We start from the raw sequence: 19,806 nt of genomic DNA on the forward strand, positions 1-19,806 counted from the left end.
GGAGGCCGGCCGGCCCGTTGAGCAGATGGTGCAGCGACCAGCCCTGCGGGCTAGCCGTCCTGGCTGCTGCCCTTCATCCCCTTCGAGATCTGGTCCATGACCGAGGAGTCGGCGAGCGTCGTGACGTCACCGGCCTCGCGGCCCTCGGCGATGTCCTTCAGCAGACGCCGCATGATCTTCCCGGACCGGGTCTTCGGCAGCTCCGCCACGACGAGGATCGAGCGCGGCTTGGCGATTGGCCCGATCTCCGAGGCCACGTGGTTCCGGAGGTCGGCGATGATCTTCGACGCTTCGCCGGTGTCCTCGCCGGCTTCGACGACGTCGGAGCGCAGGATCACGAAGGCGACGACGGCCTGACCGGTGGTGGCGTCCTTGGCGCCCACCACCGCGGCCTCGGCGACCACCGGGTGGGAGACGAGCGCCGACTCGATCTCCGTCGTCGACAGCCGGTGCCCGGAGATGTTCATGACGTCGTCCACGCGGCCGAGGAGCCAGATGTCGCCCTCCTCATCCTTCTTCGCGCCGTCGCCGGCGAAGTACTTGCCCTCGAACCGCGACCAGTACGTGTCGTAGAACCGCTGAGGGTCGCCCCAGATGCCGCGGAGCATGGAGGGCCACGGCTCGGTGAGGACCAGGTACCCGCCCGAGCCGTCCGGGACCGACTCGCCGGCCTCGTTCAGCACGTCGACGCTGATGCCCGGCAGCGGGGTCTGCGCGGATCCGGGCTTGGCGGCGGTGACGCCGGGCAGCGGGGAGATCATGATCGCGCCGGTCTCGGTCTGCCACCACGTGTCCACCACGGGGGTCTTCCCGCCGCCGATGGTGTCCCGGTACCAGATCCAGGCCTCCGGGTTGATCGGCTCGCCCACGCTGCCGAGGACGCGCAGCGAGGACAGGTCGTGGCGGCCGGGGTACTCCGCGCCCCACTTCATGCAGGTACGAATGCCGGTGGGGGCGGTGTAGAGGATCGAGACCTTGTACTTCTCGACGATGTCCCACCAGCGGTCCTTGTCCGGGGTGTCCGGCGTGCCCTCGTAGAGCACCTGGGTGGCGCCGTTGACGAGCGGGCCGTAGGTGACGTAGCTGTGCCCGGTCACCCAGCCGACGTCGGCGGTGCACCAGTACACGTCCGTCTCCGGCTTGAGGTCGAAGACGTGGCGGTGGGTGAACGCGCACTGGGTGAGGTAGCCGCCGGTCGTGTGCATGATGCCCTTGGGCCTACCGGTCGTGCCGGAGGTGTAGAGGATGTAGAGCGGGTGCTCGGCCTCGACCTCGACCGGGGTGTGCTCGGGGGAGGCGGACTCGAGGGCGTCGGCCCACCGCACGTCGCGTCCCTCGCGCCACGCCACGTCCTGACCGGTTCGTTCCACGACGAGCACGTGCCGCACGTCGGTGCCCTTGTCCAGGGCGTCGTCGACCGCCGGCTTGAGCGAGCTGGGCTTGCCGCGACGGTAACCGCCGTCGGCGGTGACGACGACCTTGGCGTCGGCGTCGATGATGCGGCTGTGCAGGGCCTCGGCGGAGAAGCCGCCGAAGACCACGGAGTGCGGGGCGCCGATCCGGGCGCAGGCCAGCATCGTGATGACGGCCTCGGGGATCATCGGCAGGTACACGGCCACCCGGTCGCCGGTGCGGACCCCGAGCTCGGTCAGGGCGTTGGCGGCGCGGGAGACCTGTTCCTTGAGGTCGGCGTAGGTGAGCGTGCGCGTGTCACCGGGCTCGCCCTCGAAGTGGATGGCCACGCGGTCGCCGTGGCCGGCCTCGACGTGCCGGTCGACGGCGTTGTAGGCGGCGTTGAGCTTGCCGTCGGCGAACCAGCGGGCCACCGGGGCGCCGGAGAAGTCGAGGACCTCGGTGAAGTCCTTCGACCACGTCAGCAGCTCGCGGGCCTGGTCGGCCCAGAAGGCTTCCTTGTCTGCGGCCGCGACGTCGTACATCTCCGCCGTGGCGTTGGCCTGAGCCGCGAACTCCGGGCTGGGCGGGAAGGTCCGTGTCTCGTGGAGGAGGTTCTCGAGGCCGGCCTCCGGCTGGGCTGCGTCGGCACTTTGCTGGGACATCTGCGTCTCCCGAGGATCTGGATTGCGGCCGTCGGCCGGGGACCGGCTGACGGGCTCTGGCGGTCCGGATCAACATATCGAAGATGGCCCGGTCGCCGAGGGCCGGACCGGGTTTCCGGTGGGCGTCCGCAATCTTCGGGGCCGGAGGGTCGGAGGGTCGGAGGGCCGGTGTGCCGGTGTCGGTGTTCGGCGGCTCAGGCCCCGCCGTCGCCGTTCCGCACGGTCCGGCGCTCGTACGCCTCGCGGCTGCGCTGCTCGGCGCGGCCGCTGCGACGCGCGCCGCCGGAGACGACGCCCGTCATGAGCAGGCCGAGCCCGTAGAGCGCGATGCGGCCGCTCGGTCCGTCCTCGAGCAGGTGGTGCGCCACGTTGCCGCCGAACGCGTTGAAATCCTCCAGCCAGGTGGTGACCGGATCGAGGAACGTCGCGGTCTCGCTCGGCAGAACGACGAAGGCCAGCCCGGCGAGGAGCACGATGGCGCCCATGACGATGGCACCCAGAGCCGACCAACGGGCGACGAGCAGCAGCACCGCCACGACGATCAGGCCGGCGACCAGCTCGATGAGCGCGGACGGCACGATCTCGCCGGTGGCCCAGGGGCTCTCCTCGCCGAGGGTGAGGCGCGCGCCGCCGTCGGCGACGAGGTACCACGCCACCGGGGTGAGCACGAGGGAGATCAACAGGCTCCACCAGTGGGCGGCTGCGCGGGAACGCGGGCGTGCCTGGGTGGCGCCCTCGAGGGCCGCGTCGGAGGAGTGGTCGGGCTGACGGGAGCTCCACCGTTCACGCAGCGCTGCGTCGTCGGAGGACGCGGCGCTGCCCGGGGTGCTGCGCGACGGCGTGGTGCCGCCCGGTGTGCTCGCGGCGGCCCCGGTGCTGGCCGGCGGGTGCCCGGCACCGGCAGCCGGAACGGCCGCCGTTGCCGCGGGCGCGGGCGGGATGGGTGCGGCGTGCGACGGACCGGTCTGGGTCGTCGTCGCGTCGGATCGTCCCGTGCCGGTCGCGCCACCCGGCGTGCCCGACTGACCGATGTCGGCCTCGTCCCGAAGTCCCATGAAGCCCTGACGGCGGTCTGCGGTCGTCGTGCGCTCGTCGTCCGCCGATGTGCCGGCCGGGTCGTTGCCGGTGCCCTCGGCGCCGGGATCCGCCGTCGGGCGTGCCGCTCCCGCCGGGGTCGACGACCACGGTGCCGAAGAGGTGGTGCCCGCCGCGGCGTCGTCGTCGGCCGGTTCGTCGGCCGGCTCGGTGAGCCAGCTCGGTCGCTGCTGGGGGGTCGCCTCGGCGGCGGGGGCGTCTGCCGCCGGCTCGGGCTCCTGGGTCGGTTCCGCGGGCCCGCCGAACTTGGTGCTCGCGGCGTCGGGCCCGTCGGTGGGCTCGTCGCGGCGGTTGGGGTCGGACGTGGTCACAGGTCCTCCTCGGTCGGTGGGCGCGCTCCACGCTACCGACGCCCGTCCCGCTGGTCGCGAGGCGCGCCGCATCCACATGCCGGGTGGAACGCCGCGGCGTCCACAGATGCCCGTCCCGGCCCTGCGCCGTCGGGTGCGTGCTCGTCATGCTCGTGAGCACGAGGCAGCAACCTGAGGACCACAGCACGAAAGGAGACCACCGTGAGAGAAGCGACGTCCGCGATGCTGCTGGCGGCGCCGGCAGGATCGCAGCAGCACTCCCCGCAGCCCGCCTTCGCGCCCGTCGCGCTGCGAACGGACGACGCCGAGCTGGCGGGCCGGGTCCGACGCCTCACCGATCTGGCCGGGGTAGGGCTCGCGGTGGTACCGGTCGGCACCGCCATGCCCCTCGCAGCCGTCCTGCTCGACGAGGACGCCTCCGGGGCGCTCACCGTGGTGGTCGACCCCGCCCGCGCCGACACCGCGGACGCCGAGGTGCCGGCGGCGGTCCGGCTCCCCGGCGAGGAGGCTCGCCTGCTCGACGTCGTCGTGACGGCGGCCACGCCGCACCGGGCGCGCACGGTGGGCGTCCTGGCCGCCCACGGCGGCGCCGGCGCCTCGGCGCTCGCGGCCGTGCTGGCGCGGTCCTGCGTCAACGCCGGCGCGGCCACCGCGCTGGTCGACCTCGACCCGGCCGGCGGCGGGCTCGACGTCCTTCTCGGTCTCGAGTTTGATCCGGGCCGGCGCTGGGCTGACGTGCGCGAGGAACGCGGAGCCCTGGTCCCGGACCGGCTCGCCCTCGCCCTGCCCAGCTGGCACCTGGTGCGGGTCCTGTCCGGGGACCGCCGCGGCGGCGCGGACGTCGACGACCTGGCCGTGCGCTCCGCGGTGCGTGCGCTCGGGCAGGGGCACGACGTCGTCGTGCTCGACCTGCCGCGCCAGGTCCTCGCTCCCGGCGCCGCCCGCGACGTATGGCTCGATCGCTGCGACGATGTCGTGCTCCTGAGCTGCGGCGGCGTCCGGCCCGGCGCGGCCGCCATGGCCGCCGCACCGCTGGCCGCGGCCGGCTGCGGCGTGCACCTGGTGGTCCGAGCCCCGCGGCCCGACGCGGAGGAGGTCGCCGCCTCCGCCGGCTTGCCGCTGGCCGCGGCCATGCGCACCGAGCGGAAGCTACCGTCCGACGTCGACCACGGCCTGCGACCCGGTGACCGCCGTCGTGGTCCGCTGATGACGACGGCGCGCGAGCTGGTCCGGCTGCTGGAGCTGGCGCCGTGAGATCGACCGAGCCCGTCGCCCAGGTGCGTCAGGCGCTCGTGCGCGGCGTCCCGCTGCAGGGAGCGCTGACCGACGTCGACCGGGTCGGCGCGGCGGACCTGCTGCACCTGGACTCCGAGGTCCGTGCCGAGGTGCGCGGGGCCGGCCCGCTGCAGCGACTGCTGGACGACCCCGGCGTCACGGACGTGCTGGTCAACGGCCGGGACGGGGTGTGGGTCGACCGCGGCGCCGGGCTGGAACGGGTCGAGACCGGCGCACGGCTGGACCGCCCGGCGGTGCGGCGCCTGGCCACCCGCCTCGCGGCGGCCTGCGGTCAGCGCCTGGACGATGCCAGCCCGGTGGTGGACGGGACGCTCCCGGACGGTACGCGGCTGCACGCCGTGCTGCCGCCGCTTTCGGCGACCGGGACCCTGGTGTCGCTGCGCACCCACCGGCCCCGCGTCCTCACCTTGGACGAGCTGGTCTCGGGAGGCACCGTTGCGGTGGAGCTGCTACCGGTGCTGCGCGCCCTGGTCGAGCGCCGCGCCAACGTCCTCGTCTCCGGCGCGACCGGCTCCGGTAAGACGACGCTGCTGGCGGCCCTGCTCTCGCTCGTGCCGGACCATGAGCGGATCATCTGCATCGAGGAGTCGGCCGAGCTGCAGCCGGACCACCCCCATGTCGTCCACCTTCAGGTGCGGCGGGCGAACGTCCAGCAGGTCGGCGAGGTGGCCCTCGCGGAGCTGGTGCGCGCCGCCATGCGGATGCGTCCCGACCGGATCGTGCTCGGCGAGTGCCGTGGCGCCGAGGTCCGGGACGTCCTCGGCGCCCTCAACACCGGCCACGAGGGCGGCTGGGCGACCGTCCACGCCAACACCGCAGCCGACGTGCCCGCGCGGCTCGTCGCCCTCGGGTCCCTCGCCGATCTGGCGGAGGCCACCATGACCGCGCAGGCCGTCAGCGCCGTCGACGCCGTCGTCCACCTTCGGCGCGACTCCGGCGGGGTGCGCCGCCTCACCGAGGTCGGTGTGCTCGCCCGAGACGGCGACCAGCTGCGGTGCGAGCCGGCGGTCGTGGTCGAGGGCGGCGAGCCGGCGCCGGGCCGGGCGTGGCAGCCGCTCGCCCGGCGGCTCGGTCTCGGCCGGCTGCGCGACGGGCCACGGCGACCGTCGGGGCGGGCGGTGGGACCGGCGTCGGGCGGCGGTCGCCACGCCGCGGCCTCGTGACACCGGTGGTCGCCGCGGCCCTCCTGGGGGTGGCGGTCGCCCTGCTGCTGGTGCCCGGCGGACGTGCCGCCCGACCGACTCCTGCGCGTCTGCGCGCTCGACGGCGACGACACGGCCGCACCCGTCCGCCGGATGACCTCGACCTCGGGGTGCTCGTCACCGAGGTGGGCACCCGGTTGCGTGCCGGTGCGCCCGTGGAGAAGGCCTGGGAGGAGACGTTCGCCCGCGTCGGGCTCGGCGCGTCGGCCGGGGTCGTCGCCGAGGACGGTGTCCCGCCTCAGCTGCTCGCGCTCGCGGCGCGGCCGACGCCGGACCGGTCCCGCCGGTGGCGGCTCCTCCGGCGCCACGACCCGGTGCTGAGCGCGACGACGGCGGGCGCCCTGCCGGGCACCTTGGCCGCGTGCCGGCTGACCCGCGAGCTGGGTGCACCGCTGGCCGACGTGCTGCAGCGGTGCGCGGAAGGGCTGACGGAGGCCGGGAGCGCCGAGTCCGCCAGGGCGGTGGCGCTCGCCGGTCCCCGCGCCACCGCCCGGCTGCTCGGATGGTTGCCGGCACTGGGGCTGCTTCTCGGTCTGGGCGTGGGCACGGATCCCATCGCTGTGCTCCTCGACGGCGGCGCCGGATCCGTCTGTCTCGTGACCGGGTCGGTGCTGATGGTGGCGGGCCACCGGTGGGTGCGGTCCCTGGAGCGCACGGCCGGGACGGCGGGACGTGTCCGGACGCGGCGCCGCCGGATCGGCCGACGGGAGCGGTCGTGACCCTCCTGGCCCTGGCGGCGCTCGCCGCCCTGGCCGCGCTCCCGTGGTCGATCGGGAGACCCGGCGCACCGGGCGCGCCTCGGAAGCCGCGTCCGCCGCCACCGGGTGACGTCGACATCGCGGTCCTGCTGGACCTGGCCGATGCCGCGCTCGACGCCGGTGCCTCCGTGCCCGGAACCCTCACCGCGCTCGGGCGTGCGATCGCACCGGCCGACGCCGTCCCGCCAGTCACCGACGGCGCCGGGCCTGGCAGCGCGATGGTCCGCGCCGCGCGCGCCCTGCTGCTCGGGTCCTCGTGGAGCGAGGCGTGGGAGCAGGCGCCGGGGACCCTGCGCCCACTCGTCGATGCGCTCGAGCCGGCCTGGGTCGACGGCGCAGCACCGGGGCCGCTTCTGCGCCAGGCCGCGGGAGGCGTGCGCGCCACCCGGGCCCGTGAGGCGCAGGAGGCCGCGGCCAAGCTCAGCGTGCGCCTGGTCCTGCCGCTCGGGCTCTGCTACCTGCCCGCCTTCGTCCTGGTCGGCGTCGTCCCGGTGATCCTCGGCGCCGGCTGGCTGGTGATGGGCGGCTGACCGGCCTCGACCGGCGGCTCCCCGGCGTTTACCCGGCGACGAGGCCCGTCGCGACGGCGAGGCGGGTGACGTCCGCGTGCGGTGAGCGCTCGGGCGGCCTGCTCGATCACGGCCCGGCACACGCCGTGGCGCGGGCCGGGCCGTGATCTCGTGTCGCTCAGCGTCCCTCGACGACCTCGTGGATGTGGTCGGCCACCAGGCCGTGGGCCTCGCGGTGGACCGTGGCGGCGTCCTCGGCGGTCGGCGCCTCGACGAGGCAGAACACCTTGCCGCTCTGCTCGTCGACCCAGTACCGGTGATAGGTCACGCCGTACTGCGCTTGGATTCGCAGGTCCGCCTCGTGCGCACCGGCGACGTCGGTCGCGGTCGCGCCTTCGGGCAGGCTGTCGTGAACGTCCATGAAGAGTGGCATCGTTGCTCCTCCGACTCGTGGGATATCTGTCAGAATCAGTCTCATGTCCGCCTCGCGGGCAAGCCATGACCGAGTCGCCGCCGCAGCTGACCGGACAGCCACGGCGCAGGTAGACGCCGCCCTCGACCGACTCCATCTGTCCGGTGCGATCTTCCTGCGTGGGGAGTACACCGAGGGCTGGTCGTACACGTCGCTGCCCGCCGGTGACGCGGCTGCGATCCTGGCACCGGGCGCGCCGCGCGTGATCCTGTTCCACGTCGTCGCGGCCGGGCGGTGCTGGATCGAGGTCGACGGCGGAGAGCGTCTCTGGGCGGGTCCCGGTGACGTCATCGTGCTGCCGTACGGCGACGCCCATCGGATGGGCGGAGCCGACGAGGGCACCTGCGTGCCCATCGCCGACCTGATCGATCCACCGCCCTGGACGCGCATGCCGGTGATCCGGCACGGCAACGGCGGCCGGACCACCAGCGTCGTCTGCGGCTGGCTCCGCTGCGAGGACCCGCTGTTCGACCGGCGTCTGCGGGTGTTTCCGCCGGTCTTCGTCGTCAGTCCACCGGACGGGCCGGCCGGCGACTGGGTCCGCGCGAGCATCGAGTACGCCGCCGGGCTGACCGCCGTGGCACCGGACGGTCGCATCGAGGCGCCCCCGCGCCTGCCGGAGCTGCTCTTCATCGAGGTCCTGCGCCTGTACGTCGCCGACTTCCCGGCCGAGCCCATGGGTTGGCTGGCCGCACTGTCCGACCCTGTGCTCGCACCGGTGCTGGCGGCCGTCCACGCCGATCCCGATCGGAAGTGGGATCTGGTGACGCTGGCCCGGCGGGCGAACGTGTCCGTCTCCCTCCTGGACCAGCGTTTCCGCAGCGTGCTGGGGATGGCGCCGATCCGGTACATGACCGCGTGGCGCATGCACCTCGCCGAGGACCTGCTGAGGTCGACGGACCTCACGGTCTCGGCTGTCGCGCGCCGCGTCGGTTACGAGTCTGACGAGGCGTTCAGCCGGGCGTTCAAGCGTGCCCTCGGCACCGCACCGAGCAGCTGGCGGTCACGCACGGCGTGACGGGACGGGCGCAGCGACGTCGCACCGCGCACAACCACCCGGCCGTCGACCCGGTCTCCACAGCGGCGACCCACTGTCCGGCAGAGCGTCGTTCTCCCCGCGCACTCTCGTCACGTGATCGGCGACCAGTCGGTCCGTGAGGATGCCCTGCGGCTCCCGCCCGGGGCGAGGAAGGAGAAACGATGACCGTTCGACGACGGGCCGGCAGGCTGCGAGCAGCTCTCACCCGCCGCGTCCGCGCCCTGGGCGCCACGGCCGATCAGGGCATGGCCACGGCGGAGTACGCCATCGTCATGGTGGCGGCCGCCGCCCTGGCGGGCGTCCTGCTGCTGATCATCAGGAGCGACTTCGTCAGAGACATGCTGGAGGCCCTGATCCGCGGGGCACTCGGGATCGACTGATGAGCCCGGACGCACGCCCGTCGGTGGGCGGGGGAGCCGTCTCCCGCCCGCCGCCGGGCCCGCAGGATCCTTGCCCGACCGGCGCCACCGCCGGCGCCCCTCGCCGCGGTGACCACGGGAGTGTGACGGCAGAGCTCGCCGTCGTGCTGCCCGCCGTCGTCATGCTGCTCGCCGTGCTCCTGACGGCGGCGGCCGCGGCGGGCACCCAGGTCCGGGTCAGCGACGCGGCCCGCGCCGCCGCTCGCGCCGCGGCCCTCGGCGAGTCGGAGGCGGCGGTCGTGGCCGTCGCCCGGGACCTCGCCGGAGAAGGCGCGGCCGTCGTCGTCAGCCACGAGGCCGAGTACGTGCTCGTCGAGGTCTCCCACGAGATCCCCGGTCTGCTCGGCATGGCCGACCTCGAGGCCGGCGCCAGCGCCCGCGCGATGCCCGAGCCAGGTGTCGGCCGATGAGCCGTGACGACGGCGGCACGGACGCCAGCGTCGAACGTGACCGCGGCTCCGGCACGGTGCTGGGTCTCACCCTCGTCGCCGTGCTGATCATCATGACGCTCGCGGTGGTCGGGCTCTCCAAGGCGGTGCACGCGCGTGGTGCTGCTCAGTCGGGCGCGGATCTCGCCGCGCTCGCGGCCGCGACCGCCCTGCACGCCGCCGGGGGCCAAGCTCGAGACCCGTGCCGGGTGGCCGACGAGGTCGCGGCCGCCAACGGCACGGAGCTGACCGCCTGCCGGGTGATCGACGAGAACGTCGAGGTCACGACGGGGGTCGTCGTCATCGGCGAGACGTGGCCCCTGGAGGGTCGGCGGCTCGAGGCGCACGCGGAGGCACGTGCCGGTCCGGCCGGATAGTCCTTCACGCGCGTGTTTCGCCCACCGGTTCGGCGGCCGCCTCACCGCCCCGGCATCGCAGGAGCAGGGACAGCAGCCGCACGGCACCAGCCTTGTCCAGCGGGGCGTTGCCGTTGCCGCACTTCGGGGACTGGACGCACGCCGGGCAGCCGTCCGCGCAGCCGCACGAGACGATGGCGTCCCTCGTCGCCCTGATCCACTCCAGCGCGGCGCGGTAGCCCCGCTCGGCGAAGCCCGCACCGCCGGGGTAGCCGTCGTGGACGAACACCGTCGGCTGCCCGGTCTGCGGGTGCACCGCCGTCGACAGGCCACCGATGTCCCAGCGGTCGCAGGTGGCCAGCAGGGGCAGCAGCCCGATCGAGGCGTGCTCGGCCGCGTGCAGCGCCCCGGGCAGGGAGTCCTTGCCGACGCCGGCGTCGGCGCAGGCCTCCTCCGAGACCGTCCACCACGTCGCGGTGGTCGCCAGCACCCGCTCCGGTGTGTCCAGCGGGTAGGAGCCGACGATCTCCATCCCCGGCAGGCGCCGCCGGTCATAGCCGGCCACCCGGCTCGTCACCTCGACGTCGCCGAACCGCCACGTCACCTCGTCCCCGTGCGGCCGGGACTGCCAGGTCACCTCGTCGCGCACGGACAGGATCCGCACCGAGGACTCCGACCGTGCCTTGGTCCGGTAGCTGAGGTCGGACTTCTCGTGCACCAGCGCGACGTCGTCCTCCAGGGCGTCCACGACGAACGTGCGGCCCTGGTGGATGTACACGGCGCCGGGGTGCACGGTGGCGTCGGCCCGGGCGCCGTCGACCGTGCCGAGCACCGTCCCGGTCTCCGCCTCGACGATCTGGACCGGCGACTCACCGCCGCCGCGAAGGTCCGTCAGGTTCTGCGGCCGCTCCGGCCGGGCGATGTTCCAGAACCACCCGGTGGGCCGGCGGCGCAGCAGACCGCGCCGCTCCAGCTCCTCCAGCAGACTGGCGTCGGGCAGCCCGAACAGCGTCAGGTCCGGCTCCGTCAGCGGCAGCTCCGACGCGGCCGCGCACAGGTGCGGCGCGAGCACGTACGGGTTGGCCGGGTCGAACGTCGTCGCCTCCACCCCGAAGATCGTCTCCGGGTGGTGCACCACGTACCCGTCCAGCGGGTCCTCGCTCGCCACGAGCACCGCCACCCCGTCCGCGCCGGCGCGGCCCGCCCGGCCGGCCTGTTGCCACATCGACACCCGCGTGCCCGGCCATCCCGCCATCACCACCGCGTCCAGGCCGGCCACGTCCACGCCCAGCTCGAGGGCGTTCGTCGTGGCCAGCGCCAGCAGCTCTCCCGAGCGCAGGGACCGCTCGAGGTCACGCCGCTCCTCCGGCAGGTACCCACCGCGGTAGGCCGCCACCCGGCCCGCCAGGTCGGGGTCGACCGCTCGCAGATGCCGCCGGGTCTGCTCGGCGATGACCTCGGCGCCGTAGCGCGAACGGACGAACGCCAGCGTCCGCGCTCCCGCGCTCACCAGGTCCGCCAGCAGCTCGGACGTCTCGGCGGTGGCGCTGCGCCGCGGTCCCGACTCGAAGGGCTCGTCCTGGGCGTCGCCGGCCTGCAGATCCACGCCCTCGGCGGGCCAGCCGGCGCTCAGGGCCGGCTGCCACAGCACGATCGTTCGCCGCCCCGCGGGTGCCATGTCCGCGGTGACGGCCGTGATCTCCTCCGGCTCGGCCCCGATCAGGCGCGCGGCGGTCAGTGCCGGCTCCGCCGTCGTCGCCGACGCCGCCAGCACGGTGGGCGCGGCGCCGTACGAGCGGGCCAGCCGTAGCAGGCGGCGCAGCACCAGCGCCACGTGGGCCCCCAGCACGCCGCGGTAGGCGTGGCACTCGTCGACGACGACGTAGCGCAGCCCCTTGAGGAGCCGCTGCCAGCGCCGGTGCCCCGGCAGCATCGAGAAGTGCAGGAAGTCCGGGTTGGACAGCACGGCGTCGGCGTGGTCGCGAGCCCAGTCCCGCTCGGTCAGCGGGGTGTCGCCGTCACAGGTCGTGAGGCGCACGTCCCGCAGCTCGGCAGCCTCCAGCAGCCGCTCGAGCCCGGCGAGCTGGTCCGCGGCCAGCGCCTTGGTGGGGGAGAGATACAGGATGCTGGACCGCCGGTCGTAGGCCTTGATGCTGCCCGACGACGGACCGCCGGCTGTCCCGGCGCGCCCCGCCCGGACGGCCGAGAGCGCTGGCAGCCATGCGGCGAGCGACTTTCCGGACCCCGTCCCGGTAGCGATGATCGTGTGCCGCCCGGCGTGCGCGGCATCGGCGGCGCTCACCTGGTGCGCCCAGGGCTGGTCCACGCCGAGGCGCCGGTAGCCGGCGACGAGGTCGGGGTCGGCCCACGCCGGCCATTCGGCCGTGCGGCCCGGGCGTGCCGGCAGCACCTCGAGGTGGAGGAGGCGACCGTCGCGAGCACCGGTGGTGCGCAGCAGCTCGACGGGATCCAGCACGCTCCCAGTCTGCGCCACGACCGGTGTGGCAGGTGGCGGCCAAGGCCGCTTGTGGTCAGGATCTCGGACGGCGTGATGGTTTTTGACCTGCCACCATCGGGGCAACCACTGTGCGAGAAGGGCGGGACCACGATGCGAACCCGATCGGGGCTGAGAGCGACGCGAGCAAATCTTGCGGACGTCAATCGTCCACCGGGTAGGCTCGCCCGCGATACAAGACCCACCTCGACGTCGTCGTCGTTGGTGCGTGCTGCCGAGGAGGGCGGATGCTGGAGCTGAGTACCACGAGCCTGACGATCGTCGGGGTCATCGCGGGCATCGCGATCGTCGCGCTCGTGATCGCCGTGCTGCTACGACGTCAGGTGCTGGCCGCGGACACCGGTTCGCCGCGCATGCAGGAGATCGCGGGCGCGATCGAGGAAGGTGCCCAGGCATTCCTGCGTCGCCAGTTCCGCACGCTCGGCATCTTCGCGGTCATCGTCTTCGGGCTGCTGTTCCTGCTGCCCGCCGACCCCGAGGTCAAGATCGGCCGGGCGATCGCCTTCCTCTTCGGTGCCGGCTTCTCCGCGGCGATCGGATACCTGGGCATGTCCTTGGCCGTCCGCGCGAACGTTCGTGTCGCGGCCGTCGCCTCCAAGCCCGACGGGCGCCGGATCGGCGCCGGCATCGCCTTCCGCACCGGCGGCGTCGTCGGCATGGGCGTCGTCGGCCTCGGCCTCCTCGGCGCGGCCGGCGTCGTCCTGGTCTACCGCGGCGACGCCCCGGCGGTCCTGGAGGGCTTCGGCTTCGGCGCCGCGCTGCTCGCCATGTTCATGCGGGTCGGCGGCGGCATCTTCACCAAGGCGGCCGACGTCGGCGCCGACCTGGTCGGCAAGGTGGAGCAGGGCATCCCCGAGGACGATCCTCGTAACGCCGCCACGATCGCGGACAACGTCGGGGACAACGTCGGTGACTGCGCGGGCATGGCGGCCGACCTCTTCGAGTCCTACGCCGTGGTGCTCGTCGCCTCGCTGATCCTGGGCCGGGCGGCAATGGGTGAGCAGGGGCTGATCCTGCCGCTCATCGTCACCGCCGTCGGGGCCGTCGTGGCCGCGCTCGGTGTCGTGATCACGAAGGTGCGGGGCAGCGAGTCCGGTCTGACGGCGATCAATCGCGGCTTCTACGTCTCCGCCGTCGTCGGCGTGCTCCTCGCCGCGATCGCCACGCTCGTCTACCTCCCGACCACCTTCGGCGCGATCCAGGGCGTCAGCGAAGACCTCGCCGACCACCCGGGCAACCCGCAGCTGGTCGTCATCGCCGCGGTCGCGATCGGCGTGGTGCTCGCGGGCGTGATCCTGTGGCTGACCGGCTACTACACCGGCACCACGTCGGGCCCGACCCGGCACGTCGCCTCGACGTCGCGCACCGGTGCGGCCACGGTCGTGCTCTCCGGCATCGGCGTCGGGTTCTCCTCCGCCGTCTACACCGCGGGCATCATCGCCGCGGCCATCTGCGGCGTGTTCCTCATCGCCGGCGGCAACGTGTGGCTGGCCCTGTTCCTCGTGGCTCTCGCCGGCTGCGGCCTGCTCACCACGGTCGGCGTGATCGTCGCGATGGACACCTTCGGGCCCATCAGCGACAACGCCCAGGGCGTGGCCGAGATGTCCGGTGAGGTGGACGAGGCGGGTGCGCAGGTGCTCACCGACCTCGACGCGGTCGGCAACACCACCAAGGCGATCACGAAGGGCATCGCGATCGCCACGGCGGTCCTCGCGGCGACGGCGCTGTTCGGTTCCTACGCGGATGCCGTCACCACGGCGCTCGAAGAGATCGGGGACGCCGGGGCGGCGACGGCGGACGGCGTCGTGGCCGCGATGGTCTCCTACGACATCGTCTCCCCGATCACCCTGGTGGGTGTGATCCTCGGCGGTGCCACGGTCTTCCTGTTCTCCGGGCTGGCGATCGACGCGGTCACCCGGGCGGCCGGCGCGATCGTCTTCGAGGTGCGGCGCCAGTTCCGCGAGATGCCGGGCATCATGACCGGCAAGGAGCGCCCGGACTACGCCAGGGTCGTCGACATGTGCACCAAGGACTCGCTCCGCGAGCTCGCCACGCCCGGCCTGCTGGCGGCCTTCGCGCCCATCGCCGTCGGTTTCGGCCTCGGCGTGGGGCCGCTGGCCGGCTTCCTCGCCGGCACGATCGGTGCCGGTGTGCTCATGGCCGTCTTCCTCGCCAACTCCGGCGGCGCCTGGGACAACGCCAAGAAGATCGTCGAGGACGGCCACTACGGCGGCAAGGGCTCCGAGGCGCACGAGGCCACGATCATCGGCGACACCGTCGGCGACCCGTTCAAGGACACCGCCGGTCCGGCCATCAACCCGCTCATCAAGGTGATGAACCTCGTCTCCCTGCTGATCGCCCCGGCTGTGGTCCAGCTCAGCGTCCCGGCGGACGCCAACCACGGCCTGCGGATCGGCATCGCGCTCGCCGCGGCCGCCATCGCGCTGCTTGCGGTGCTCGCCTCCAGGCGCCGTGCGGGCAAGGTCGACACTGCCGAGGACATCGACAACGCCATCGCCACGGAGGCTGCCGGCTCCTGAGCGAACCGACAGCGGCTCGGCGCCCGTCCGACGTTCGCCTCCGTCCTACGCCGCCTCCGCCGAGCGTCGAAGATCCCGGCGAGGACTGAGGCTCGAACCTCAGCCCTGGGCGTAGGTCTCAGCAGTCGGCGACGGCGATGCCGCCTCCGGATCGCTCAAGGGCCCGCAACCCGGTTCCAGGACTGACGCGGGGAGCAGCTCGGCGCCGCGCACCCCGGCCAGCAGGGCGGGATCCATCGGCTCGCCCCTGCAGAGCACGCTGATCGCACCGGTGGGCTCGAGGACGACGGCGGCCACCTCGGCGGTGCTGCGCACGCCGGAGAGCCGCAGCCGCGAGCGGAGCTCGGCCTCGGTGATGTGCGCGCGGTCCAGGTGGTCGATCAGCACGGTCGGGCCCGCCATGAGCAGCACCGGTGTGGTGCTCACGAGCCGGTCGAACCAGGCGTGCCGCCGCAGCGCGCCGACCGCGCCCTCGAGCGCCACGAGCGTCAGCAGCGCCAGCAGGCCGCCGGCGAGCGTGGGTGTGTGCCCCAACGCGGCGCGGCCCAGGATTGCTCCCAGCACGATGACGACCGCGACGTCGAAGGTCGAGAGCGTGGCGAGGACTCGCTGGCCGAGCAGCCGGGTGATGGTCAGGAAGGCGGTGTAGAGGGCGAAGGTCGACAGGACGACCGCGACTGCTTCGACGGGTCCGACGCCGATGTGTTCCCACAGATTCATGGCCGCATGGTGCCACCGCCCCCGCCCGGAGCACTAAACCGCCGGGACCGGGGCAGCGAGCAGCCGCGCCTGGACAGCAGACCGCCCGGGCCACGAGGTGGCCCGGGCGGTCTCGGTCGAGCAGGTGCTAGCGCTCCCGGCGGAAGCGCCCGAAGCGGGAGGATCGGCCCCTCCGCGTGCCGGCGGCTGCGCCTGCGTCCGGACCGTCCCCGTTCTCGGCGGCGACCTCGGCGTAGGCCTCGTCGAACTTCTCGTCGAACTTCTCGTCGAAGGTCACGTCGACCTGCTCCTCGACGTGCGTGCTGAGCCGTCGCTGCAGCTCCTCACGCCGCTGTCGCCGCTCGGCCTGGACCAGCACGAGGTGCTCGGCGCTCAGTGCCTTGTAGATGGAGACGCACATGAGGACCATCACGACGGACACGGGTATGGAGGTCAGGATCGCCGCGTTGCGCAGCGCTGTCAGGCCGTCGGCGAGCAGCAGCGTGATGGCCACCGCGCCCTCGAGCAGCGCCCACATCGCCCGGCTCCACCTCGGTGGGTTGATGTCGCCGCCCGAGGAGAGCATGTCCACCACGAGCGAGCCGGAGTCGGACGAGGTGACGAAGAAGATGGCGACGAGCAGTACTGCGACCACGGCGAGCAGCGTTGCGCCGGGCAGGCCGTCGAGGTAGCTGAACAGCACGCGCTCGGGTTGCCCACCGACCGTCGCGGCGATCTCCGGGTCCCACAGGCCGCCGTTGTTGTCCTCCCAGGCCCGCCGGATCGCGCCGGCGCCCATGACGGTGAACCAGACGAAGGTGATGATGGTCGGGACGAGGAGGACCCCGCCGATGAACTGGCGGACGGTGCGCCCCTTCGAGATCCGGGCGATGAAGACGCCGACGAAGGGCGCCCAGGAGATCCACCAGCCCCAGTAGAAGACGGTCCAGAAGCGCTGCCAGGACAGGCCTTCTTCGCCCGTGTAGGCGGAGGTGTTGAAGGTGAGCTCGACGATGCTCTGCAGGTAGCTGCCGATTCCCTGCACGAGGTCTCGGAGCAGGAACAGGGTGGGGCCCAGCAGCAGCAGGGCGATGAGGAAGACGCCGGCCATGCCGAGGTTCGTGTTGGACAGGATCTTGATGCCCTTGTCGATGCCGGTGAGCACGGAGAACAGGGCGATGAAGGTGATCGCGGTGATCAGGACGATCAGGACGGTGTTGGAGATCGTCCCGTCGTCAGCGATCTGGCCCTCGGGGATGAGGTTCAGGTAGTTCAGGCCGGCCGAGATCTGTTGCACGCCGAGGCCCAAGGAGGTTGCGACGCCGAACAGCGTTCCGACGACGGCGACGACGTCGATGACGTCGCCGATCCACCCCTTGACCCGGTCGCCCAGCAGCGGCTCGAGCGCCCACCGGATGGAGACGGGCCTGCCTTTGCGGTGGATGGCGTAGGCGACCGCGAGGCCGACGACGGCGTAGATGGCCCAGGCGTGGAAGCCCCAGTGCAGGAACGTCTGGCTGATCGCCGCCTCGGCGCGCACCGCGGCCGAGGCGCCTTCCGGGACCCCGGGCTTCGGGTTCGTGAAGTACTCGAGGGGCTCGGCCGCTCCCCAGAACACGAGGCCGATGCCCATGCCGGCCGCGAAGAGCATCGCGAACCAGGACAGCAGCGAGAACTCCGGCTCGTCCTCGTCCTTGCCGAGCTTGATGTCACCGAAGCGGCTCAGGCCCATCCAGAGGGAGAAGATGATGAAACCGGCGACGGTGACCACGAACCAGGGGCCGAGCGCCGCGACCACGTCGAGCATGAAGCTGTCGAGCGTCGTGGAGACCGTCTCCGGCCAGACGTAGGCGATGACGACCGCACCGAGGATGATGACGAGGGCGGGGATGAAGATGCGTGGCGCCTGAAGGAGGGGCTTCTTCCGCGGCCTGCCTGCTTCGGGTGGATCAGCCGGCGGTCCGGCGCTTCGCTGAGCTGTTGAACTCATGGAGGTTCTCCTCGGTCGGGTTCGCTCGCTGACGCGACGGCGTGAACGGGCGTGCAGCGCCGCGGCCGCCGGGCCGAGTACTCAATCGACGACCGTAACCACTCCTGCGCGTCAGGACCACCCTGGAGCTACGGAAGGCACCTCCTGCCAGCCGTCCCGTCGCTGCGGGGAGGTCTGCCGCGGCTCTCGACGTGCGGACCCCTGCCGCCCGCGCACACCATGGGGCATGAGCGACCTCTCGTCCATTCCCGTTCAGAAGCAGGACTGGCCCGGTACGACGGCGGACCTCCGCCCGGCCCCCGACCACGGCGAGACGTCGTACGCCGGCCGGGACCGCCTCACCGGCAAGCGCGCCCTGGTCACCGGAGGGGACTCCGGTATCGGCCGTGCCACGGCCATCGCGTTCGCCAAGGAGGGCGCGGACGTGGCGATCGCGTACCTGCCGCAGGAACGGGTGGACGCCCAGGAGACCCAGCGGCACGTCGAGGCCACCGGCCGCAGATGTGTCCTCTGCCCGACCGACCAGCGCACGCAGCAGGCGAACAAGGAGCTGGTCCGCAAGGTCGTCTCCGAGTTCGGCGGCCTCGACATCCTGGTCAACAACGCCGGCTTCCAGATGGCCCACCAGGAGCTGGAGGACTTCCCCGACGACCAGATCGAGCGCACGTTCGCGACCAACGTCTATGCCACGTTCTGGTTGACCAAGGCCGCCGCGCCACACCTGGAACCCGGCTCGAGCGTCATCAACACGACCTCGATCCAGGCCTTCGAGCCCTCCACACCGCTGCTCGACTATGCCGCGACGAAGGCTGCGCTCAACAACCTCACGGTCAATCTCGCGGGCGAGCTGGGCCCCCGCGGCATCCGCGTCAACGCGGTGGCCCCCGGGCCGATCTGGACACCCCTCATCCCGTCCACGATGCCTCAGGAGAAGGTCGAGGGCTTCGGTTCCGACACCCCGCTGGGACGCGCCGGCCAGCCCGTCGAGGTGGCGACGGCGTACGTGTATCTGGCGAGCGACGAGGCGAGCTACGTCTCGGGCACCGTGCTCGGTGTGACCGGCGGCAAGCCGGTCTTCTGACAGCACCGACCTCTGCGCGACCACGGCTCGCAACGAAACCACACCGTGCGGCCTCCGGACGCCTACGGTTGTCGCGTGACCCAGGACGCGCGCGGCGCCAACCGTCGGATCGCGGGTGTGGTCCTCGCCGTCGTCGCGGCCGCCGCCGTCCTGGCGGTGTGGTGGTTCTTCGTCACGACCCCGACCGGCCAGCGCCTCGACGAGGTCGCCTACGAGGGGTCACGCATCGGCCGCAGCCGGCTCGACTCGACGGCGCAGCAGGTGCTCGCGGTCGTGTCGGTGCCGTTCCTGGTGCTGGTCATCGCTGTCGCCGGCGGTCTGGCCCTCCTGCGGCGCCGCTGGCGGCACGCCGTCGCGGTGGCGGTGGTCGTCGCCGGAGCGAACCTCAGCACGCAGATCCTCAAGTACGACCTGCTGGACCGGCCGGACCACGGGATCTCGGAGACGGTGGACAACTCCATGCCCAGCGGTCACACCACCGTCGCAGCCACGGTGGCCGCGGCCGCCCTCATCGTCGCGCCCCCGCGGTGGCGCTGGCTCGCCGCGCTCCTCGGCGCCGTCTACGCCGGCGGCACGGGCGTGGCCACCATGATCGGCGGCTGGCACCGCGCCAGTGACGTCGTCGCGGCCGTGCTCGTCGTCGCCGCGTGGCTGCTGGTGGCCCTCGTGGTCCTCGGACCGGGCGCCGACGACACCGGACGCGTCGCGCCGCAGTGGGTGCGCCGGGCCGACACCGCGACCCGGGCGTTCCTCTTGGTCGTCGGGATCGGGGCGGGCCTGGCGGCCCTCCTCAGCATGCTCATCACCACACAGGGCGACGGCGGTGCACGGCTCGAACGCCTGATCGCCTACGGTGGTGCCAGCGTCGGCGTCGTCGCCGTGACCTGCCTGACCGCCGTCGTCGCCCTGTGGCTGGCGGCACCACGGCCCAGGTCTGCACCTCCAGCCCGCCGGTAGCGGCGACACAGATCCCGACTGCGCGGCTGCGCGGCGAAGATGTACGGTCGGCGCGAACCCAGGGACGCCGTGCGGCGTCCAG

Annotated in this window: 17 protein-coding genes; 11 read left to right on the plus strand and 6 right to left on the minus strand. The window is 73.1% G+C overall.

Features of this window, described 5'->3' with window-relative positions; genetic code table 11:
- Positions 1 to 50: 50 nt before the first annotated feature.
- Positions 51 to 2,057 (minus strand): acetate--CoA ligase, encoded by a 2,007-nt coding sequence (gene acs, locus ABD907_RS05340; protein ID WP_345215474.1) that lies wholly within the window; start codon positions 2,055 to 2,057, stop codon positions 51 to 53.
- Between the two features lie 194 nt (positions 2,058 to 2,251).
- Positions 2,252 to 3,463 (minus strand): hypothetical protein, encoded by a 1,212-nt coding sequence (locus ABD907_RS05345; RefSeq protein WP_345215475.1) that lies wholly within the window; start codon positions 3,461 to 3,463, stop codon positions 2,252 to 2,254.
- A gap of 201 nt (positions 3,464 to 3,664) precedes the next feature.
- Between ABD907_RS05345 and ssd the strand changes: the two genes are divergently transcribed.
- The 4 genes from ssd to ABD907_RS05365 are packed head-to-tail and all read left to right on the plus strand — an operon-like array spanning position 3,665 to position 7,249.
- Positions 3,665 to 4,717, plus strand: coding sequence for a septum site-determining protein Ssd (gene ssd / locus ABD907_RS05350; protein WP_345215476.1), 1,053 nt, complete (start codon positions 3,665 to 3,667; stop codon positions 4,715 to 4,717).
- A complete protein-coding gene (locus ABD907_RS05355; protein ID WP_345215477.1) occupies positions 4,714 to 5,922 on the plus strand; it encodes a TadA family conjugal transfer-associated ATPase in 1,209 nt (402 codons plus the stop codon). Before ssd ends, ABD907_RS05355 begins: the two co-directional genes overlap by 4 nt.
- On the plus strand, positions 5,919 to 6,680 hold the full coding sequence (locus ABD907_RS05360) for a hypothetical protein (protein ID WP_345215478.1): 762 nt from the start codon (positions 5,919 to 5,921) through the stop codon (positions 6,678 to 6,680). Before ABD907_RS05355 ends, ABD907_RS05360 begins: the two co-directional genes overlap by 4 nt.
- A complete protein-coding gene (locus tag ABD907_RS05365) occupies positions 6,677 to 7,249 on the plus strand; it encodes a type II secretion system F family protein (RefSeq protein WP_345215479.1) in 573 nt (190 codons plus the stop codon). Before ABD907_RS05360 ends, ABD907_RS05365 begins: the two co-directional genes overlap by 4 nt.
- A gap of 157 nt (positions 7,250 to 7,406) precedes the next feature.
- Here the strand turns inward: ABD907_RS05365 and ABD907_RS05370 are convergent, their stop codons facing one another.
- Positions 7,407 to 7,661 carry a DUF4242 domain-containing protein gene (locus ABD907_RS05370; protein WP_345215480.1) on the minus strand — a complete coding sequence of 85 codons (255 nt, stop codon included), beginning with the start codon at positions 7,659 to 7,661 and terminating at the stop codon, positions 7,407 to 7,409.
- 43 nt (positions 7,662 to 7,704) lie between these two features.
- Here ABD907_RS05370 and ABD907_RS05375 point away from each other — a divergent pair, with 43 nt between their 5' ends.
- The 4 genes from ABD907_RS05375 (at position 7,705) to ABD907_RS05390 (ending at position 9,963) form a co-directional block, all read left to right on the plus strand.
- Positions 7,705 to 8,718, plus strand: a complete 1,014-nt coding sequence (locus tag ABD907_RS05375; protein ID WP_345215481.1) for an AraC family transcriptional regulator — start codon at positions 7,705 to 7,707, stop codon at positions 8,716 to 8,718.
- Between the two features lie 182 nt (positions 8,719 to 8,900).
- Entirely contained in the window at positions 8,901 to 9,119 is a 219-nt protein-coding gene (locus ABD907_RS05380; protein ID WP_345215482.1) for a DUF4244 domain-containing protein, read from the plus strand.
- Positions 9,119 to 9,568, plus strand: coding sequence for a TadE family type IV pilus minor pilin (locus ABD907_RS05385; protein WP_345215483.1), 450 nt, complete (start codon positions 9,119 to 9,121; stop codon positions 9,566 to 9,568). The genes ABD907_RS05380 and ABD907_RS05385 overlap by 1 nt, the downstream gene beginning before the upstream one ends.
- The gene (locus ABD907_RS05390) at positions 9,565 to 9,963 is read left to right on the plus strand and encodes an Rv3654c family TadE-like protein (protein WP_345215484.1); all 399 of its coding nucleotides are present in this window, start codon (positions 9,565 to 9,567) and stop codon (positions 9,961 to 9,963) included. The genes ABD907_RS05385 and ABD907_RS05390 overlap by 4 nt, the downstream gene beginning before the upstream one ends.
- A 4-nt stretch (positions 9,964 to 9,967) precedes the next feature.
- On the opposite strand, the gene ABD907_RS05395 is transcribed toward ABD907_RS05390, so the two are convergent.
- Positions 9,968 to 12,418 (minus strand): DEAD/DEAH box helicase, encoded by a 2,451-nt coding sequence (locus ABD907_RS05395; protein ID WP_345215485.1) that lies wholly within the window; start codon positions 12,416 to 12,418, stop codon positions 9,968 to 9,970.
- Positions 12,419 to 12,684: 266 nt separating this feature from the next.
- Here ABD907_RS05395 and ABD907_RS05400 point away from each other — a divergent pair, with 266 nt between their 5' ends.
- On the plus strand, positions 12,685 to 14,997 hold the full coding sequence (locus ABD907_RS05400) for a sodium-translocating pyrophosphatase (protein WP_345215486.1): 2,313 nt from the start codon (positions 12,685 to 12,687) through the stop codon (positions 14,995 to 14,997).
- A gap of 99 nt (positions 14,998 to 15,096) precedes the next feature.
- Here the strand turns inward: ABD907_RS05400 and ABD907_RS05405 are convergent, their stop codons facing one another.
- Positions 15,097 to 15,717 carry a DUF421 domain-containing protein gene (locus ABD907_RS05405; RefSeq protein WP_345215487.1) on the minus strand — a complete coding sequence of 207 codons (621 nt, stop codon included), beginning with the start codon at positions 15,715 to 15,717 and terminating at the stop codon, positions 15,097 to 15,099.
- A 127-nt stretch (positions 15,718 to 15,844) separates the two neighbouring features.
- A complete protein-coding gene (locus ABD907_RS05410; protein WP_345215488.1) occupies positions 15,845 to 17,686 on the minus strand; it encodes a BCCT family transporter in 1,842 nt (613 codons plus the stop codon).
- Between the two features lie 226 nt (positions 17,687 to 17,912).
- Here ABD907_RS05410 and ABD907_RS05415 point away from each other — a divergent pair, with 226 nt between their 5' ends.
- Both ABD907_RS05415 and ABD907_RS05420 read left to right on the plus strand, forming a co-directional pair.
- Positions 17,913 to 18,767, plus strand: coding sequence for a glucose 1-dehydrogenase (locus tag ABD907_RS05415; protein ID WP_345215489.1), 855 nt, complete (start codon positions 17,913 to 17,915; stop codon positions 18,765 to 18,767).
- 75 nt (positions 18,768 to 18,842) lie between these two features.
- Positions 18,843 to 19,724 (plus strand): phosphatase PAP2 family protein, encoded by an 882-nt coding sequence (locus tag ABD907_RS05420; RefSeq protein ID WP_345215490.1) that lies wholly within the window; start codon positions 18,843 to 18,845, stop codon positions 19,722 to 19,724.
- Positions 19,725 to 19,806: the final 82 nt, after the last annotated feature.

This window comes from Georgenia halophila, from assembly GCF_039541595.1.

Bases quoted from the DNA above. Each gene is read 5' to 3' on its own strand.
- acs (WP_345215474.1), bottom strand. From the start codon at position 2,057: ATGTCCCAGCAAAGTGCCGACGCAGCCCAGCCGGAGGCCGGCCTCGAG.
- ABD907_RS05370 (WP_345215480.1), bottom strand. From the start codon at position 7,661: ATGCCACTCTTCATGGACGTTCACGACAGCCTGCCCGAAGGCGCGACC.
- ABD907_RS05375 (WP_345215481.1), top strand. From the start codon at position 7,705: ATGTCCGCCTCGCGGGCAAGCCATGACCGAGTCGCCGCCGCAGCTGAC.
- ABD907_RS05380 (WP_345215482.1), top strand. From the start codon at position 8,901: ATGACCGTTCGACGACGGGCCGGCAGGCTGCGAGCAGCTCTCACCCGC.
- ABD907_RS05385 (WP_345215483.1), top strand. From the start codon at position 9,119: ATGAGCCCGGACGCACGCCCGTCGGTGGGCGGGGGAGCCGTCTCCCGC.
- ABD907_RS05390 (WP_345215484.1), top strand. From the start codon at position 9,565: ATGAGCCGTGACGACGGCGGCACGGACGCCAGCGTCGAACGTGACCGC.
- ABD907_RS05400 (WP_345215486.1), top strand. From the start codon at position 12,685: ATGCTGGAGCTGAGTACCACGAGCCTGACGATCGTCGGGGTCATCGCG.
- ABD907_RS05405 (WP_345215487.1), bottom strand. From the start codon at position 15,717: ATGAATCTGTGGGAACACATCGGCGTCGGACCCGTCGAAGCAGTCGCG.
- ABD907_RS05410 (WP_345215488.1), bottom strand. From the start codon at position 17,686: ATGAGTTCAACAGCTCAGCGAAGCGCCGGACCGCCGGCTGATCCACCC.
- ABD907_RS05415 (WP_345215489.1), top strand. From the start codon at position 17,913: ATGAGCGACCTCTCGTCCATTCCCGTTCAGAAGCAGGACTGGCCCGGT.